Origin of the sequence: Rheinheimera oceanensis, from assembly GCF_018831085.1 — a bacterium.
In the GTDB taxonomy this organism is placed as follows: Bacteria; Pseudomonadota; Gammaproteobacteria; order Enterobacterales; family Alteromonadaceae; genus Alishewanella; species Alishewanella oceanensis.
This window is the reverse complement of record NZ_JAGPNM010000013.1, coordinates 19,269-35,896: the sequence shown is the minus strand read 5'-3', so window position 1 is coordinate 35,896 and position 16,628 is coordinate 19,269. Positions and strand designations below refer to the sequence as shown.

Annotated in this window: 13 protein-coding genes and 1 pseudogene; 1 reads left to right on the top strand and 13 read right to left on the bottom strand. The window is 45.0% G+C overall.

Annotation, left to right across the window (positions count from 1 at the left end):
• Positions 1-76: 76 nt before the first annotated feature.
• The 10 genes and pseudogenes from J3B89_RS19360 to J3B89_RS19315 form a co-directional block, all read right to left on the bottom strand.
• Complete coding sequence (locus J3B89_RS19360) at positions 77-3,262, bottom strand: site-specific integrase (protein WP_215399282.1); 3,186 nt, start codon at positions 3,260-3,262, stop codon at positions 77-79.
• Positions 3,241-5,778 (bottom strand): hypothetical protein, encoded by a 2,538-nt coding sequence (locus tag J3B89_RS19355; protein WP_215399281.1) that lies wholly within the window; start codon positions 5,776-5,778, stop codon positions 3,241-3,243. The genes J3B89_RS19360 and J3B89_RS19355 overlap by 22 nt, the downstream gene beginning before the upstream one ends.
• On the bottom strand, positions 5,771-6,484 hold the full coding sequence (locus J3B89_RS19350) for a hypothetical protein (protein WP_215399280.1): 714 nt from the start codon (positions 6,482-6,484) through the stop codon (positions 5,771-5,773). The genes J3B89_RS19355 and J3B89_RS19350 overlap by 8 nt, the downstream gene beginning before the upstream one ends.
• A 206-nt stretch (positions 6,485-6,690) precedes the next feature.
• Entirely contained in the window at positions 6,691-6,993 is a 303-nt protein-coding gene (locus J3B89_RS19345; RefSeq protein WP_215399279.1) for a hypothetical protein, read from the bottom strand.
• A 10-nt stretch (positions 6,994-7,003) separates the two neighbouring features.
• Positions 7,004-8,158 carry a tyrosine-type recombinase/integrase gene (locus J3B89_RS19340; protein WP_215399278.1) on the bottom strand — a complete coding sequence of 385 codons (1,155 nt, stop codon included), beginning with the start codon at positions 8,156-8,158 and terminating at the stop codon, positions 7,004-7,006.
• 765 nt (positions 8,159-8,923) lie between these two features.
• Positions 8,924-9,106: pseudogene (locus J3B89_RS19335) on the bottom strand (YfhL family 4Fe-4S dicluster ferredoxin); the annotation flags it as partial.
• 2 nt (positions 9,107-9,108) lie between these two features.
• Positions 9,109-10,419, bottom strand: a complete 1,311-nt coding sequence (gene trhP / locus J3B89_RS19330; RefSeq protein WP_215399276.1) for a prephenate-dependent tRNA uridine(34) hydroxylase TrhP — start codon at positions 10,417-10,419, stop codon at positions 9,109-9,111.
• 196 nt (positions 10,420-10,615) lie between these two features.
• Entirely contained in the window at positions 10,616-11,056 is a 441-nt protein-coding gene (locus J3B89_RS19325) for a nucleoside deaminase (RefSeq protein ID WP_215399275.1), read from the bottom strand.
• 86 nt (positions 11,057-11,142) lie between these two features.
• Entirely contained in the window at positions 11,143-12,102 is a 960-nt protein-coding gene (locus tag J3B89_RS19320; protein ID WP_215399274.1) for a GlxA family transcriptional regulator, read from the bottom strand.
• A 365-nt stretch (positions 12,103-12,467) separates the two neighbouring features.
• Positions 12,468-12,998 carry a DinB family protein gene (locus tag J3B89_RS19315; RefSeq protein WP_215399273.1) on the bottom strand — a complete coding sequence of 177 codons (531 nt, stop codon included), beginning with the start codon at positions 12,996-12,998 and terminating at the stop codon, positions 12,468-12,470.
• A gap of 303 nt (positions 12,999-13,301) precedes the next feature.
• Here J3B89_RS19315 and J3B89_RS19310 point away from each other — a divergent pair, with 303 nt between their 5' ends.
• Positions 13,302-13,979: a class I SAM-dependent methyltransferase gene (locus J3B89_RS19310; RefSeq protein WP_215399272.1), complete on the top strand. Its 678-nt coding sequence runs from the start codon at positions 13,302-13,304 to the stop codon at positions 13,977-13,979.
• A gap of 181 nt (positions 13,980-14,160) precedes the next feature.
• Here J3B89_RS19310 and J3B89_RS19305 read toward each other — a convergent pair whose 3' ends face one another.
• The 3 genes from J3B89_RS19305 to J3B89_RS19295 all read right to left on the bottom strand — a co-directional run bounded on the left by J3B89_RS19305 (position 14,161) and on the right by J3B89_RS19295 (position 16,586).
• The gene (locus J3B89_RS19305) at positions 14,161-14,562 is read right to left on the bottom strand and encodes a YbaN family protein (RefSeq protein ID WP_215399271.1); all 402 of its coding nucleotides are present in this window, start codon (positions 14,560-14,562) and stop codon (positions 14,161-14,163) included.
• Between the two features lie 159 nt (positions 14,563-14,721).
• Positions 14,722-15,528: a LytR/AlgR family response regulator transcription factor gene (locus J3B89_RS19300; protein WP_215399270.1), complete on the bottom strand. Its 807-nt coding sequence runs from the start codon at positions 15,526-15,528 to the stop codon at positions 14,722-14,724.
• Complete coding sequence (locus J3B89_RS19295; protein WP_215399269.1) at positions 15,516-16,586, bottom strand: sensor histidine kinase; 1,071 nt, start codon at positions 16,584-16,586, stop codon at positions 15,516-15,518. Before J3B89_RS19295 ends, J3B89_RS19300 begins: the two co-directional genes overlap by 13 nt.
• Positions 16,587-16,628 lie beyond the last annotated feature (42 nt).

Sequence of the window (16,628 nt, the reverse complement as noted above, 5' to 3'; positions counted from 1 at the left end):
AGATCGATACGACATCATGTGTCGCAAGTGCAATTTTGAACAACTACCTCGAGTAAATATACCCTCAATTCAGCATCTATTCCTGCTGGTCATTACCTCTCAGGTACAATCTGGTTTGGATAGCTACAAGTAAAAAATGCATAAACTTCATGACTGAACTGACTCTTTGTGGTTGCTGGCGAAGTTTACGCTTGCCACTTGAGTCGTTATCTTTATTTTCGCCAGTATCCTCAAAGTATAACCACACCACTCCTTGCTCAAGCGCGTTAACCCAGTAGCAAGGCTTTAATTCGGGCTTTATATCATAGTTTGCAAATGTTCTATCCCAACTGGTTAAAAACCACCTTATATCTTTGGCCATGTTCTCAGATTCGATAAAATGAAATATCACCTTGGGTATGATATTGCTTGGCAGAATTTCACGGCAGAGTGCTAGAAACTGTTCAAAGGGTTCAGGCTCCCTAAACTGAATTGTCCACCCCTGCTTGATAAGCAAACCTTTTAGCACCTGAAGTACATCAAAGATTCTCTTGTCACACCATTGCTTGCTGTCTAATAGCAACTGGGTTTTGGCCTGAAGACTTTCAAAAATCTTTCTGGACTTAGAAAGCGGCTTATCGGAACGTAGTTGAGCCTTGGAACGGGCAATTTCAGGGATCTTAGGTAACTTTGCACTTCGAGCCGGGTAATGCCGATGCACTTCATCGCACACTTCATTTAGCTTTGTTAGCCAACTTCCTTCAATAGTTATAACGGTTTCATCATGCTCAACACTGGTGATTTCATCTGGCTGTATTTTACCTAGCACTCGCAAGCCGCACTCAATCTGGCGTAAGCAAGGTAAAACAGTTATCGAATGTAACTCCAACTCCTGCAAATTAAGCAACCGGCTGTGCTTGATTTCTGGCGCGGGTAAAATAGTTAACGTTTGTTTATCATAGGCTGAGCCAAAATGAATGGCTTCTAAGGGGAAGCGCAACACTAGTTCAGAATCGAGTTTTGCTCTGATAAGTAAACGACTTAACGCCTTTTGTGTAATACAAAGTTCTGATGAAATGAGTAAATAACTATACAAATCTCTCAAGTGCTGGTAGCTACTGAAGGTAACAGAGGGTTCGCTATGCCCAACCAGAGCACACAAAGTAAATATTGCCCGTCTACTAATCACTGGCAATCCGAGTTGAGAACGTGCCAAGCTGCATGCTGCATCAGAGAAATACTCGTGATCCAGACATGCTATATTTTCAGCGCGAATGCCCTTCAGCCTTGGCTGTAGCACCAAACGATAGTATTGCCAGCAAACGAACGAATGCCGTAAGTTGTGGTAAGTAAAACATTTATCGTCCAGATATGCCCGAAGCAACTGGCTAATCAACGCAAAATGTTGATCAACCGATTTATCAAATAAACAGGTTGTTTTTGAATATCCAGCAGCCTGAGCCAACTGTAACTTACAGATGAGTATTTCTAGCCACTGTTTTGGCCAAAAAACATTCAAATTAATAGTGCGAGTGCCGGCCTTGCTTTTTATAGTGCGTTCCCTAGTCGGGACTATGCGTAACGATACTCTGGTGCCATTACCTGACTGCACCATCTCAAAGTCACATATTCTGATAAATTTTGCCTCGCTGCGCCGGGTACCGCTATAAAACCCTAAACACAGCAATAAAATCGCATCGGTATAAGATTCTCCCGCCACTTTTAAAAACAGCAGCAAATGCTCAATCTGCGCAACGCTGATAATATCAGCATGTGCTCTGCCTGACTGGACAACGAAATCAAGATTTGCTGCCATAAAATCCGCGACAAGATCAAGTTGCTGGATATATTCAGCCAGATAATAAAGAACGCCTCGTTTGGTAGGCGCCATTAACTCGGCAACACAGTTCAGTTTTTCGGTTAAGATTCCTTCATCCAGTTTAAGCAAATCAAGATCGCTAAAAACGGTAATAAAGGCTCGTAAAGGAGCAGATACGTAGTCATGGATAGTTCTAAAACTCAATAGGTTTTTTCGGCTACCGCCATTTTTTAATAAATTAATAATATAATTACCAAAAAGCAGTACATAAAAATTTTGGCTGTACTCGGGAGTGCGAAGTTTTTTTACAATTCTGGTAATAATGGCTTGATGTGGCTTTTTCTTGTTATGAGTGAGTTCTGATGTATTTTGCAAATCCGATTGCTTTTTATCGTCAGCAGATTCTTTTTGTTTTTTTAGCTCAGCTATCAATAGCTTTATCAAGTTGATTGAATGCTCTATCTGCTTATAGTTAGTTACATCCTGTGATTGAAACGCTTGAATAGTATTCCTCGTTTTATTTATTTCTGGATCGACCTTGGAGGCAAGACCAGCCTCTAATGTTGAGTAGCTTTTATTTAGCAAAGTCCTATGAAAAATATCAGTTGGTAACAAAGCACTTTTCATACGTTGTAAAAAAAACATTGTTTCAACCGGGCTGTATTGGGCGATCCAGTAAATATTCCGGTAATGACTAAGTTGTGACAACGATATTTTTAAATTGCTTTTTTTACTAATAACACGCAGATATTTCTGGATATAATCCATCGACATTTTTGAACTTCGCGACGCGCGTTCCAGAATTGGATCAATCTTCTCATAACGTCTAATTAGCTGAATAAGCAATGCGGTGTATAACTGAATGACAAAACGCGTTTGCTTATTGGTATCTTCGGAGTCTTCAAGATAAATAATGTTACCTGCATAATATAATCGAAATTTGCGCACAACTTGAGAAACTGTGGCGAGATCTGGCAAACCTTCGAATAGATAAAGAACCGTGAGTAAGCGCCCAAGCTCCAACTGCCTACTGTTTAGTTTTTCAGGATACGCCAAGTCAGCTTTTATCAAATCGTATACTTCTAGAGCACGTTTAGTAAACATTAGCGCTGTAGGGTTTAATGCAGGTAGGTCACGATTTAATTTAATAAGCTGGGGTATTTTTACAGATTTGAGATTGTTGTTTCGCTTTGCGTATCGCAACACAGCTTCAAGGATCTGTCGTTGTCGAGTTTGTTCCGCAATGTCCTCAGAAAAATATTTGATCACTCTTTTTAGATAACGGGTATCAAACCCCGCTTTGTCAGAATCATCCTGCATAGCCTGCTTTAAAAATTTAGCTACCGATGCAAAAGTATACTGATACTCTATAGCTTCTTCTTTAGGAACACACTGCAGAACCTCAATCAAAATTGGATGTTCAGGACTGCGAACAATTTCGTTTACAAAAGCGCCGATTGACATGCGCGCCATCCTTGCTGTGCCATGAGTTGTTCAATTTGGGGAGCTAGCTCGGCTACAGAATCCATAATGCTCATAGAAGAGTGTTCAAATAATGGTGACTGGCCTTCTTGCCAATGCCCCATCTGAAAGTTGACTAATTCACTTGATACGCCTGAGGTGACTAATGCCGTTTTTAACCAGTGTCGCCCCATATTTACGGGTAATGCTTTAAATTGCCCACAACCAGCTTTTAACCATGCTGGATCGACTGGCCTAGCTTTTAATGTTTCATCCAGATAAAACAGCGGGCCAATCAGATCTTTGGAATTGCGGATTTTTTTAAACCAGCCTTCAACTTGCTTTTTAGTCATAAGTTCAAGCTGTTGTTCCATCTCAAGAACCTCGCGTACTTGCTGAAACAATTTAGATGATAGTAAAGCAAGCAGTTCTGCCAGCCTTACCAGATGAGACCTTAGATAGGAAAGTTGTTGATTTAGAATATCAGCAACAGCAACAACTCGGCTGTGGCTAAAAACAGCATCGTCTTTATCGCTTATAGATAAAAGTTGCAATGCCGGAACATGAAGTGTAAGCGTCGGTAGTGGATTACAAACTGCTCGGTAGCCGCAGCCAAAGCCTAACATCCAAGTTGTATAACGAATATATGCATTATGATAACTAATGATTTGGTTAAGTTTCAGAGTTGCACCGGGCTTAGCGTTGAATAAATCGGTTTGCAATTGCTGCGTAAACTGCCTACAAAAATCGTCAGTAGGCACATAACGCGAGCCAACTCGCGACATTTCTGTAACGGCAAAATCTGTCTGGGCCAAACCCGGTAAGGCATAAGCTGCAGGCTGAAAATATGTCGACACAGAATCATCACCACTATACGCCGCAATATCGCACCATAGCTTTTGAAGCATCTGATTACGCTCAAGATCGCTTAAGTTGACATAACTTCGGCTAACTCTGGTACTGAATAACTCTTGTTGGTAGCTAAAATCCAATACTACCGGATCGACAGTATCCGTTGCTTCAGTAAAACGTGACACAAAGCTTTCAATCATATCGATTGATATGTAGGGAGCTTTAAGCTTTTCTGTTATTCGTTGCAGTAATTTATCTATCCGCTTTCTTAGCTGCAGTTCAGGTAGTGAAAAGAGTTTAGTTTTTGTTTCAATGCACTTAGCATTAAGATAATCGCTTAAAACTAAAGAGCATGGTGTTTTTACCCAAGTATCCGAGCGATGAAAGTGCTCCGGCATACCCACCGGCGTAATGGCACTAACTCGGTGTTTGAATCGCCAATAGTAATACCCCGCAGCAAAGTAAATACCATTATCAAGTGATGCTTCATCGGTAATAACGTTCAGTTTTACAAGTTGTGTTAGTGAAATACCGGTTGTAAACATGCAATAAATTGCCATCACGGCTTCATTTTGTTCAACCTTATGTAATCGGTTTTCGCAGAGGATTTTTAGTAACCTGACACTGGCTGCCGACAAAAGTAAACGGCTTGATGTATTTAAATTGTTCTTTTGGCGCAAACTTCGGGTTAAATTTAATGAGCCAAGCTTTTGTTTATCTTTGTCAAAAATGGCTGCAATAGCGTTTTGTTCATAGCTTTCCCTTTCGCTATCCTCCTCAATCTCCTCAGCCAGGTGGGTGCGCAAAATTTCAACATCATGTATATCTACGCCGTCCTCATCAAGCAGCACCAGAGCAGGCCTGACCATGATATTGCTTGCCACCAACTCAGGTCTGGCCGACACTCTTTTACCGCCTCCCTGCCGTTTGTTTTTTTGTGGGCCAATCTGTCCACGCAACTTGGGTTTTGGCCAATCATTGGCAAAAAACCTAATCAAAATTTTAAGATAGCGAGCATTATCCTTATCCAAAGGATTATTTTGCTCAAAATGAACTAACGCCCGTGCAATTTCAGGAGCTCGCCAATTTACAATTTTGTCGGCCAACTGCAGTACGTTAAATGACGCTTGGCGTTTATCCTGAAGCATTCTAAGTGCCCGGCAGACCTCTTCGGTACGGGTACGGTTACTGGGTTGTATCTCTGGATCTTCAAGCACTGGTTTATTCAAAACGATGTGTGCGATAAAGGCATCCAAAAACAGCATACCCTCATTAGTACTTTTTAAACCCGAGGCACTGAAAAGTACCAAATATATTGGATTTAATTTTGCCCAATTATCGCCCCAGCTGTTATTAATATATTGATCGTAAGCGGCCTTGCTTAATACGAGTTGTAAATCGACCCGCAGCGCTGTAATCAGGTAGTCGCTTAGCGCTAATTGTTTTTGTAGTGAAGAGCCTGTTGTATCGAACAATTGCAACAGCGTTTGCGCAACGTAATAAAAGCCTCTTAGTCCGTCAGGCGCACTAGTCTGGACTAAAAATCGCTCAACTTCGACTATGATCTGTTGCTCAGTAATACCCTGGCTAAAAAAAGTAGCGCTCTTGATCGCTTCAGCAAGCAAGGCAGTTTTAATTTCATCAGCAAGAGCAATTTCACTATTCATTATGATTATCCCTGAATGTTTTACTGCTAATACCTTGCCATTTACAGAACTGATTTTTGTTTTTGATTCCTGGGTAAAGTGATTGCCATTCTTCAGAATTAAAAATATCAGTGGTTCCAAAGGGATGCCGCTGCAAATCAGCCTGACTAGTAGCTACAGTATCTTGGCTTGTTTGGTCGGAACCTGATTCACTGTTAAAAGTTGGGTTAACTGCTACTTTTTTTGGTTTATTAGCCTTAATCCCTTCTTTTTGAAACACAGCACAAAGCACATCACGCAGCTGCTCTACGCCATCCTTAGGCTGCTGGTCTAACAATATTCGGGTAAGCTCCGCTATAATTAATGAGCGGCGTACTTTAGGTATTGGAGGCTTATCATAGACAAATGCTGGAATTTCCGAGAGATTATGTGCAATGGCTTGTTGGTAAGCGAACAGTCCGGCAAGTATACGGAAGCTGTTTTTACGGTCAAAATATCCGCAAATTGGCTGCTGTAACCAGTCGTATGCACAATACCTAACAGGTTCTGTGCTTTGAATATTACGCGCCTTTAAGGTCCCGATAAAGTTTGCTTCCGTCAATAACTGTTCGCAGGCACTATCTAACATCATTGGTGTTTTATCGATATTCAGCGTAACCCAACGCACTTCGTGAACCAGCCTTTTTAGCTCATCTTCTAATTTTGATGCCTTACCACTTTTGCTCATAGCTGTCCTCCTTTACTGCTCAGTCAAAGGGGATAATAGCGGATTTTATTTAAAACGTTCCCAAATAAAAAAATCGCAACATGTTAGCTGCGATTTTTACCTGGCGGCCTTATAGCCTACTGATTTTTCGCTTCATAATAATCAGCGAAAACCTACGTCTCTATGAGATAAAACTTTCAACAGTCCTTGCCTAAATTAAACAGGGTCTATTCGATATATTCATGCTGAACCGCAATGTCCAACAAATACCTGACAAGCCGACGCTGTAAGGTTTTAACGTCAAGCTCGAGGATACAACTAGCACAACATGCTTGCTGGCGTACCCAACTGTAAATGACTGCCGCGTTATCCTTTTCAGTACCACTACCACATGTGCCAACAAGCGTTTTAGCATGCGGGTCAATGAACAAGGCTGTTATCAGTAATGTGGTAAGCTCGCCCACGCGACGATTGAAATGCTTTTCCACGATGTAAGCTTTGTATGCGTGTGTATGTTCAATGCTGATCATAAAATGTTCCTTATTGGCGGTCGTCGTTCAGGTTGTTTAAAAGGGAGAGAGATAAGCTTTGGTTGGTTTGGTGTGTTAATAAAGCACTTTGCTGTAGTGCAAACAAAGGCCACCAATTTATCAGGCCGAGCTGAGAAGCGACATGAGGAATACTCGCACCGTTAGCAAACAAGTCCAATGCCACTGTCCATATACATTGCCTGACACTTCTGATTCGCACGCCACTTTGCCGAAGCACCCGTTGCCATACCCGACCGGCGATAACATTGGCACTTACAGATCGGCGACTGTCATTGGAGAATACCCATTGTAAATGACTGGTTTTAAGATATTGCCTGCTTAGTGCCTGAAGCATTGGCGCTGTCAGCAAGATGTCTCGCACCCGTGCCGACTTGCGCAGCAGCTGCATCTTGTCATTTATCATTATATGTCGTACTCGGATAAAGCCGCGTTCAAAATCCACATCTGACCATTGCAGAGCACAAATTTCGGATAACTGCATACCGGAGAACAACATAAGTTGAAATAACTCTAACAAGATCACAGGCACGTTATGTAATAAGGCCGCTCTTTCTGCTGGGGTGAATGGATCTACATCCTGTTTGCGCCCTGTTAATAGCATTGGTTTAACCGGCGGTAAGAAGCCATACGTAACTGCTGCATCGGTTAGTATTTTATCGGCTAGTCGAAACACTTGATTCAATGTCGCTGCAGATGCTGTAACACTGTCATTGGGTAATTGCTGGCAAAGGTTGAGCCGTAACTGAAAGAGTTCATATTCGGTAATTGTGTTAACCTCATACTCACCGAATGTGGGCAGTAGATAACGTTTCAGCATTCTTCTTATATTCATAAGGGACGCTGGTGAAAGTCGAATACAATGAGACCCTAACCACTGTTTCGCATAAGAGGCAAATGTTGGCACTGAATGCTGCGGCGATGATAGCGTTCGCATCACCACGGCTTTAAAATCAGCGTTCAGGTAATCGTCCATATTAAAATTACCTGAAATGAGCTCAGCAGCAATTCTCCGGGCTATCGCCCTGACAATTTTGCGATTAGCGGTATTTTCCAGGTATGGGGTTCGAAGTTTTACAGCTGCTCCCAGATACTGAAATGACAGCACTAAACAATCTGTTTCGTTGCAGCGGGTGATTTTGATCATATGCCGTTCTCCAAGGCAAATTGGAACGAACGAGAAAACACAGCCTTAAAGCGTTCCCTCAAAGAACATTATACACACTAGAAATGTTCTTTCAAGGAACATTTTTAATATTTTTTTACTATGACGCCCTCTTTCCGTTGTTGATGTGTTTGTTTAGCTCTACAGAATTTAGTGATAGGTTACAAATTAATGAGACGCATGAAAGCTCTAATTAAGCACCAATCAAGATCCTAGTGTGGTTTGTAGTAGTTAGCTGGCTTCATTCAAAACATAGCGTTTAAAAGCAGAGCACGGTTATTAGCATCAGGCGGCTTATTCCTTGATGAAAACCATACTCTGCACTCACATCAATATAAGATCGTGCAAGAGAGCGGTACAAATATGCCCTGCACAACCCCTCTCCAAACACCTCTTGATATAGTGCGCAATATATTGATATTTAAATAAATTTAGTGCGCACTATATCATTTAATCGGCAAGGTGATGGTCAAAATGGAAACTTCTTTGCTGTGGCCTTTTTGTGACCATATTGCGTTGAAACTAACTTCTAAATACTAAAAAAACCGAATTGATAAAACTTGTTTATTGGCTATACTTCATATTAAATAAGGCTTTTACGCAATTTAACGCTAACTTAAACACCCAACATAGCTTTTAAATACCACCTTGACATGGTGGGGGTCGGTGGTTCGAGTCCACTAGGACGCACCAAAAATTCTAGTAAAAACGCCACCTTACGGGTGGCGTTTTTGTTTTTGCTCAAACCAGAGTAATACAATCTATCGGGCATACCGCAATACAGGTTGGTTTGTCGTAATAGCCAATACATTCGGTGCACAGCTTTGGGTCTACTTCGTAGTGTGTTGCAGTCAAACTAATGGCTTCGTTTGGACACTCAGGTACGCACATATCGCAATTTATACAGCTTACCTCAATCACCGCAGGCATAATCAGCCTGCCACGCTAATAGCTAAATTGTGGCCTTCCGCCGGCAATTGTTTTAACAACATAGCAAAACGCAAGTCGTGCTGCACCGGCAGTTGTACCTTTAACTGATAACAGGCGCCCGGCGCAAGGACTATGGCGTTATCCTGTTTATCGCGCAGTGCTGTAAGCGTAAAAGTGTGGTTGCCCTGTGGCGTCATCAGCATCAGCTGGTCACCAACTGCAAACTGGTTTTTTACCTCCAGCAAGGCAAAACCTTCGCTGTCTTGAGCGCCAATAAACTCACCGACTAACAGTTGTTGCCCCACGCTGTGGCTGGTGTCGTAGTTTTGTGTGTCCTGTGGTTTATGCCGGCGTAAAAAACCTTCGGTAAAACCCCGGTTAGCCATGCCTTCAAGCTCATTTAATAAGCCAACATCAAAAGCTTTACCTGCCACAGCATCATCAATTGCTTTACGGTATACCTGAGCGGTGCGCGCGACATAATAAGGTGACTTGGTGCGGCCTTCTATTTTCAGCGAATGCACGCCCATTGCGGCAAGTGCCGGTACATGCTCTACAGCCCGTAAGTCTTTTGAGTTAAGAATATAAGTGCCATGCATGTCTTCATCTATTGCCATCAACTCGCCGGGGCGGCCCTGCTCTTCGAGCATTGCCGGTGTGCTGATTGGCTGAAACCGGCCTACGTCGTCCTCGCGCGCGGCATGTACCTGATATGGCCAGCGGCAACTGTTGGTGCAAGCACCCTGGTTTGGATCTCGCTTATTAATATAGCCCGACAGCAAACAACGGCCCGAGTACGCCATACATAGTGCACCGTGTACAAAGACTTCCAGTTGCATATCTGGCACGGCGCGGCGGATTTCTGCAATCTCTTCCACCGCCAGCTCGCGCGATAAAATGACCCGCTCTACCCCCTGCGCCTGCCAGAACTTTACGGCGGCCCAGTTTACCGTATTGGCCTGCACTGATAAGTGCAGCGGTATTTGCGGGAAATGCTGTCGCAGCAAAAACACCACACCAGGATCTGACACAATTAATGCATCGGGATTAAGCGCCACCACCGGTGCCATATCGGCAATAAAGCTTTTTAGTTTGCTGTTATGCGGCGCAATATTGACCACCACATAAAACTGTTTACCAAGCGCGTGCGCCTCACCGATACCGGTAGCTAAACCGGCCAGATCAAACTCATTGTTGCGCACGCGCAGGCTGTAACGCGGCTGGCCGGCATAGACGGCATCAGCACCATAGGCAAAGGCCAGACGCATGGCTTTTAAACTGCCAGCAGGTGAAAGTAATTCGGGTTTTAACATACTTCCTACTCATAGCACTGCAAAATGGCGGGCTAGTTTAGTCGCTGTAGTAGTAACGGCGTTGATCTACCGCAAAGCGATGTAATTTAGTGCCATTTAGCGCAATAAGCAGGAAAACGCTAAATCATGACGGAATGCGGCATGAACATCGATGCTGTAGCGCATGCCTGCAGTTTTAATAACCATTGCTGCGTATTTATTCGCCAATATCTTCAAACCACAGCTGCGGCTTAGCAGCAATAAAATCCTGCATCAGTTGGATGCACTCGGCATTATGCTGGTTCTCCAGAACAACGCCGCGGCTTTGCACATAGGCCTCCGGCCCCTGAAAGCTTTGGTTTTCACCAATTACCACCTTTGGAATACCGTATAACAATACCGTACCGCTGCACATATCGCAGGGTGATAAGGTAGAGTACAGCGTAGCACGGCGGTAATCGGCGGCGCTTAAGCGGCCGGCATTTTCCAGGCAATCCATTTCAGCATGCAGTACACAGCTGCCTTTTTGCACCCGCTGGTTATGGCCGGCGCCAACAATCTTGCCATCAATAACCAGTACCGAGCCAATCGGAATACCGCCCTCCGCTAAACTTTTTCTGGCCTGGGCGATAGCCGCCTGCATATAGATATCTGTCATATTTGCTCCTGTTGTTAGCCGTTACCACAACACAATACTACAGAAACTATGTTGGAACCTGCTGCTACGGGTTAACTTTATTAGCATTAACAAAAGTGCTGCCTGTACTCACCGGGGGTGCAGCCAAAAGCGGCATTAAACAGGCGGATCAAGCTGCGCGGATCCTTGATACCCACTTCGCTACAAATACGCTGCAGACTATAACCGTCACACAGCAGTAAGCTGCGGGCTTTGTCCAGCCGCAGTTGCTGCAGATACTGTACCGGCCCCATGGCAAACCGGACGCGAAATACCCGGCGAAACTGACGCTCGCTCAGCGCAACTTGTTCAGCCATATCGGCTACGGTTAAGGGTTTAGTTAAATTAGCCAGCAACCATTGTTGTAATCGGATAAAACGCTGCTCGCCACTGTGCTGAATTTTTAACGGGCTGGCATATTGTGATTGGTCGCCACTGCGACGCAGGTACATCACCAGTTCCCGGGCGACCGCCTGCGCAATGGCTACGCCAAGATCTTGTTCAATCACCGCCAGACATAAATCTATACCCGCGGTCATGCCGCCGGAAGAGTAAAATTTGCCCGATTTAACATATAGCCCGGTGGCGTTTACCTGCACTTTTGGATATCGCGTCTGTAAATCAGCGGCAAAGCGCCAATGTGTTGCCAGCGGCAAACCGTCAACCAAGCCACTGTGCGCAAGCAAATAAGCGCCGGTACAGATAGATAACACCTTATCTGTGGCAATACTGCGCTGACACAGCCAGTGCATAAAATCCTGATTGGCCGTTAGCTTTCTGGCACCTGCCCCACCTGGAATAATCAGGTAGTCCAGCTTCGGGCAAGTATCCAGTGAGTATTGAGCGGTTAACTGCAGGCCATTTTCAGCAAACAGCGGTGCCGTGTTCAGCCCGATAATACAATGACGGTAATAAGGTTGTTGTCCGGCTGCAAGCAGTTCCTGGTTCGCCTGACCAAAGCAATCCAGCGCCCCGGCCAGATCCAGTGCCTGAATATCCGGATAAATAATAATGCCTACCGTAACCATAACACCCTCGTCGCCAGATAATTTTGGCTACTGTAGCAAACAAACCTCCGACCGAATGGACAATAAACTCACTTTTTCGGCCACTTTTAGGTTTAAAGCTAACAGATTGCCAATAGACAAGGTCGCACAAGCCTGCTGCTATCAAAGTAACGACGCCTTCAGGCGAGCCTTTGCGCGTAAGTTTCTAACGGCCCCGAATGCCTACCGCGGGCGGTTTCGCTGATGTATGTTCAATTTTGCCAGGTAAGGCAAATGTTTGATTTGCTAATGGCGATTCTGTTTTACGGCTTATCACCATTCTGAGAAACTGAAAAAACCAACCTGGTAATTAAACTGGCTGTTTTGTTCGTCTTGCTGCGGCCTTTTCAGGTTACATAAGCAACAAAATCGGTAACTCCTACATCGTGCCCCAGCTGATGTAATAGCGTACTGAGCTGGCCACGGTGATGGGTTTGGTGATTAAACATATGCGCCACCGCTACCCAGGTTGGGTGTTCACGCTGCAAGCCCTGTGAATTGTGGTACTTCATGGTACTGGCCAGCTGCGTATCGGTTAGCTCATCAGCAAACTGTGTAATCACCTTATCGGTAGCCTGCCTTTGCGTACTAAGCTCAGTAAAATCAGCATATAACTCTTCGCGCAGCGAGCTAAACTGCTGTACCAGCTGTGCCTGCTGCAACGACTCCATCGCAGGAAAGGCCGAGGCAAAACGGCCCAGCCAGATGCGATCAGCCAGCAGAATATGATTTAGCGTGCCGTGAATGGAGCCGAAAAAGGCGCCCAGATCTTTTTTGCGCTCGCTATCGCTTAATCCCGCCACCAACTTATACAGCCGGTCGTTAAACTCGCGGTTATATTTGGCAAAGCCCTGCATTTGCTGCTGATGTGCACCCATTTTTTGCTTCCTCTTGCCGCATTACTTTGACTTTGGACAGCGGCTTTAACCTCTGCCAATGCCTCATTTACTTTATACCGTCGTTGACATATGAACCCGCGAAGCACATGTAAGACATCGGATAGTTTGGTATCTAAACCTTAAATAATGCACTAAACACCCTGCGGGTACGAGAGTCGTTAGTCTGTTGACAGTCAACAGCACAATACGTATCATCAAATGATACATGAGTTATGTCTATTTGCTGCAACGCATCATCTAACAAAACAGACAGCCTAACCACGAAACGCCGGGGACATTATCATGAACGCATTACAAGAACCCTTCTTACAGCCAGCCCTGGTTGCGAACTATACTGAGCAGGCAGCGCAAAAAGTGCCGGGACTGGCTGATCTGCATTTGATGACAATGTTGTTGCTTAGTGAACGTGCACAACAAACAGCGCATATTTTGGTGGTTGGGGCCGGCGGCGGTATGGAAATTAAAGCAATGGCACACGCCCGGAAGGAGTGGGAATTCACTGGCGTTGACCCGTCTGCAGCCATGCTCGGGCTGGCCCGTAACACTATCGAACCCTATAATCATCGGGCTAAGATGATAGAGGGCACTGTCGATGCAGCCCCCTTAACCTTATACGATGGGGCAACATGCTTGCTCACTTTGCATTTCCTTAACCGGAATGAGCGGCTGCAAACTTTGCAAGAAATCCGGCGCAGATTAAAACCAGCAGCCCGCCTTGTTGTCGCCCACCACAGTGCGTCAGGTGCAAATGCCAATTGCTGGTTGACACGCTCAGCCGCCTTTGCCGACCGCTCAGATATTGATTGGCAAAAAGCCATGGCCTCAGCAACGAACATGGCCAACCGATTACCGCTGCTTAGCGTAGCTGAAGAAGAAAAGCTACTGGGCGAGGCAGGATTCACAGAAATCGAACTGTTTTATGCCGCATTTTCGTTCCGTGGCTGGGTAGCGACAGCCTGACAGCGCATCAAATAATTGCGGTTTACCGTACAGCGGCATGTCGACTCCGGTAAGAATTTTTAGCGCTTCCAGCGCCTGCATGCTGCAGCTCTCCCTGCAGGTAAGCAGTGCCAATATCTAATGCTGACGGCGTTAGCTGATGGTATTAGCGCATAGCTTGCTATTGACTTAACTGCGGGGGCTAAACAGTTTTGTCATATTTTTTATCCTGTGTTATTTGTTCAGGCCTGCGCCACAACCAGCATGCTACCAACAGCAAAAACAGCGGTAACAACAGCTTGAGTACTACCGGCGCAGCTGAAAATTGAATCAGTACGGCGCTCAGTGTCATCATGCCGCCGGCCAGATATTTAGCACGGCGCGGCACTATACCATGGGCGCGCCAGGCTAATACCGGAGGGCCCAATCGCGAATGTGCCAGCAGCCACTGCTCTAAAGCCGGCCAGCCTTTACCGGCTGACCATGCACTCAGCAGAATAAAGGGTACCGTTGGCAAACCGGGTAAAGGAATACCGATAAGCCCCAGGATCAAACTTGTTAACGCTAACAGCCGCCAAAAAAACAGCTTAGTAATATGCCACATGATTTCAACCCCAGCCGCCGTGCCAGTTTATGCAGGTTGCTCTGGAGTTATTCGCACAGACGCCCCGCAGAACTGTGATCAAATCTGCAATTAAACTTTCTTCCAACATAGTAGTTATGACCCTTGGGTTATTTTAACCCTGCTTTCGCTGGGCTCAATTTACCCTGCTTTGTGGCCAGATAAGCTTTCTTTCAGTTGCCTGCTATAGGTTCTGCTGACTTTCAGCGATTTATTATTCCCTAAAATAAGGTTGTACTCTGAATTGATTAACGGTTCGAGTTTAGCTACATGTTGCAGGTTAACGATGGTTGACTTATGAATACGTAAAAAGCCATCAGGCAGCACGTCGTTGATCAGGCTTTTTAATCTGGCCCGCATCACAAAGGTATCGGCTTGGGTATGCACACACATATAGTCGCCGGCAGCATCTATCCACAAAATATCAGCATAGGGAAGCAATTGTGCCGGATGGTGTCCATCCTGAATCACCAGCTTCTCCTGCTCAATGCGGTATCCACTGCCGGGCTCAGTCTGTCGCACACCGGGCCCATTTAGTACGATATCGCGTACTTCCAGCATATGATGTTTATTGCCGGAACTATCAGGCCGGGAGGATACCCTGGCAATAGCTTCTGCCAAACGCTCCTTCTTTACCGGTTTAAGCAAATAATCCAGTGCCCGCACTTCAAACGCCTCAACAGCATATTGATGAAAAGCGGTAACAAAAATAATAGCCGGGCATGACTCTGGCTGTAGCTGTTTAATCAGCTCAAAACCCGACTTCCCGGGCATTTCTATATCGAGAAAAATCAAATCCGGTGCCGATGCACTGATTAATGCCATAGCGTCATCAACACTGCAGGCATGCCCGATGATGCTGATCTGCGGAAATGCCGCCAGCCTGATGGCCAGCCCTTCAATGGCACTGTATTCGTCATCTACCAGCAAGGTTTTCAGTGGCTGCATTTAGTGTTCTCAACTGTTTCCAGCGGGATAGCTATGCTGATCCGTGCCCCACCATTTTTGTCGTTACCAAGGTTAAAATCACTGGCCCCCGGATAAATCAGCTGCAACCTTTCCTGACAATTTTTCATGCCAATGCCACCTGAAGCTGGAGCTGACAAGTTAAAACCGGTACCAGTATCACTCACACTAATGTGCAACCGGCTGGCATCGCAGCTAAAGTTAACGGTAATAGCAATATTACTTTTTTGCCCGATGCCATGTTTTAGCGCATTCTCAACCAACGGCTGCAGCAATAGCGATGGCATCAGAGCAGAGCGGCAGGCCTGGTCTGCATTAATGCATACATTAAGTTTGCTTTGAAAACGGCATTGTTCAATATCAACATAGGTTTGCAATATAGCGATTTCTTCCTGCACTGTTATTTTTGCCAAAGGCTCGGTGTATAAACTGTAGCGCAGAAAATCACAGAGTTTTTCCAGCATAGCTACCGCATTGGCGTTGTGCTGCTTAAGAATAAGGGTACAAATAGCATTGATACTGTTAAACATAAAATGCGGGTTCAGCTGATAGCGCAACATTTTAAGCTGTGACTCTTTTGCCAGATGCAGCGCTTCTGCAGCTTTATGCTTTTGCTCAGCATTGTCCAGATAGACTTTAATACCATAGTAACCGGCAGTCCAGGTTGCCAGCATGGTTAATGAAGCTGATGTCCAGGTGCCAAAGTCGAACCAGGTCATCTGCTGCCACCAGTTGCCATAAAACCACTGCAAGCTATGCCATTTAAACTGGGTCCACAGTAATGACGCTGCCAGTAAACAGATAATATGCAAGCAAATACTTACACCTGCCGGTTCCAGCCTGAACCAGGCATATAGCCTCCTTAACAGCAAAGTGATAAAAAAACCGCAGCAGGTATCCAGCAGCAAATGAGGCAAGTGAATACTCCACGGCTCCTGGCCGGGCATTTTAATCATCAGTTCGGTAAGCACAGCATAGGCTATCCAGCCACAATATTGGCATAACCAGAACAGCTGTGTTTTTGATTCTAACTTTATCACGTCACTATTACTTCAATCTCACTTCGCTATTACTTCAATACC

Bases quoted from the DNA above. Each gene is read 5' to 3' on its own strand.
- J3B89_RS19360 (WP_215399282.1), bottom strand. From the start codon at position 3,262: ATGTCAATCGGCGCTTTTGTAAACGAAATTGTTCGCAGTCCTGAACAT.
- J3B89_RS19355 (WP_215399281.1), bottom strand. From the start codon at position 5,778: ATGAATAGTGAAATTGCTCTTGCTGATGAAATTAAAACTGCCTTGCTT.
- J3B89_RS19350 (WP_215399280.1), bottom strand. From the start codon at position 6,484: ATGAGCAAAAGTGGTAAGGCATCAAAATTAGAAGATGAGCTAAAAAGG.
- J3B89_RS19345 (WP_215399279.1), bottom strand. From the start codon at position 6,993: ATGATCAGCATTGAACATACACACGCATACAAAGCTTACATCGTGGAA.
- J3B89_RS19340 (WP_215399278.1), bottom strand. From the start codon at position 8,158: ATGATCAAAATCACCCGCTGCAACGAAACAGATTGTTTAGTGCTGTCA.
- trhP (WP_215399276.1), bottom strand. From the start codon at position 10,419: ATGTTAAAACCCGAATTACTTTCACCTGCTGGCAGTTTAAAAGCCATG.
- J3B89_RS19325 (WP_215399275.1), bottom strand. From the start codon at position 11,056: ATGACAGATATCTATATGCAGGCGGCTATCGCCCAGGCCAGAAAAAGT.
- J3B89_RS19320 (WP_215399274.1), bottom strand. From the start codon at position 12,102: ATGGTTACGGTAGGCATTATTATTTATCCGGATATTCAGGCACTGGAT.
- J3B89_RS19315 (WP_215399273.1), bottom strand. From the start codon at position 12,998: ATGGGTGCACATCAGCAGCAAATGCAGGGCTTTGCCAAATATAACCGC.
- J3B89_RS19310 (WP_215399272.1), top strand. From the start codon at position 13,302: ATGAACGCATTACAAGAACCCTTCTTACAGCCAGCCCTGGTTGCGAAC.
- J3B89_RS19305 (WP_215399271.1), bottom strand. From the start codon at position 14,562: ATGTGGCATATTACTAAGCTGTTTTTTTGGCGGCTGTTAGCGTTAACA.
- J3B89_RS19300 (WP_215399270.1), bottom strand. From the start codon at position 15,528: ATGCAGCCACTGAAAACCTTGCTGGTAGATGACGAATACAGTGCCATT.